Raw genomic sequence first — 1562 nt, forward strand, 5'->3', positions numbered from 1 at the left:
GCGACGTGCTGGCCGGGCGCACCCCGGCCGCCGTCGCCGGTCGGGCCGGGACGGCCGCCGAGCCGGTACCGCCGCTGCCCGACCCCGACCCGGCCGTCCTCGCCCGGGTGCGGGAGATCGCCGGCGACGACGTCGAACGGGTCTGGCCGCTGTCCCCGCTGCAGGAGGGCCTCTACTTCCACGCCACCCTCGACGGCACCGCGGGCACCGTCACCGCCGCCGGTGACGCCTACACCGTGCAGGAGACCGTCGAGCTCGACCACGAGATCGACCTCGACCGGCTGCGCGACGCGGTGACCGCGATGCTGCGCCGCCACCCCACGCTGCGTGCCGGGTTCACCGCCGACGGCCTCGACGGGCCGGTGCAGTTCGTCGCCGCCGACCCGGCCCCGCCGGTCCGTCTGGTGCACACCGGCTCGCAGGCGGAACGGGACCGGCTCACCGCCGCCGACCGGACCGCGCCGTTCGACCTGAGCGCCCCGCCGCTGTTCCGGATCACCGTGCTGCGCGGCGACGGCCGCGACCGGCTGCTGATCCACCGCCACCTGCTGATCTGGGACGGCTGGTCGGCCTGGCTGTTCCTGGAGGGGCTGTTCGACACCTACGCCGGGTCGCCGCCCCCGCCACCCGGCGGCGGCTACGACGACCTGCTGGCCTGGATCGCCGCCCGCGACCCGGAGCCCGGCCGGGCCGCCTGGCGGGACGCACTCGCCGGGCTCGACGAGCCCACCCTCACCGCGCCGGCCCCCGCCGCGGGCCCGCGGGAGGTCGCCGAGACCCACCTCGACCTCGACGCGGACACCTCGGCGCGGCTGCGGGAGCTGGCCCGCGCCACCGCGGTCACCCCCAACACCGTGCTCTCCACGGTCTGGGCGCTGGCCCTGGCCGCCGGCACCGGCCGCGACGACGTCGTGTTCGGCACCTCGGTCGCCGGGCGGCCCGCGACCGTGCCCGACGTGGAGAACGTGATCGGGCTGTTCCTCAACACCGTGCCCGCCCGGGTCGCGTTGCGCCCCGGCGAGACCGGCGCGCAGCTGCTCGCCCGGGTGCAGGCCGAGCGGCTCGCGCTGCTGGGGCACGAGACCGTCGGGCTGGGGGAGATCCAGCAGGTCTCCGGGCACCGGACGCTGTTCGACACGCTGTTCGTCTACCGCCCCGAGGGCGGTGAGCAGCGGGTCGCCGACCTCGGCGCCCGGCACGGCATCACCGACCTGACCAGCACCGACACCACGCACTACGCCCTGACCCTCGCGGTCACCCCCGGCGAGCGGTTCCGGCTGACCCTGTCGCACACCGTCGGGGAGCGGTCCGCGGCCCGCTGGGTCGAGCGGGTGCGCCGCGTCCTGCACGGTCTGCTCGACGCCCCCGACTCCCCGGTCGCGCGGATCGACCCGCTCGGCGACGACGAGCGCACCGAGGTCGAGGCGCACCGCACCGGGCGCCGGGTCGACACCGGCACCGCGACGGTCGCCGACCTGCTCGCCGACCGGGCCGCGCTCGCCCGCGGCGACCTCGCCGTCGTCGCCGGGGACGTGCGGCTCACCTACGCCGAGCTGGACGCG

General features: G+C 77.4%; 1 protein-coding gene. It reads left to right on the forward strand.

Translation table 11 applies throughout. The features are described from left to right. Positions 1 to 1562, forward strand: a 1562-nt coding sequence (locus GTW08_RS19910; RefSeq protein WP_237454008.1) for a condensation domain-containing protein, incomplete at both ends; no start/stop codon positions are given.

This window comes from Pseudonocardia sp. SID8383, from assembly GCF_009864975.1.
Lineage (GTDB): Bacteria > Actinomycetota > Actinomycetes > Mycobacteriales > Pseudonocardiaceae > Pseudonocardia > Pseudonocardia alni.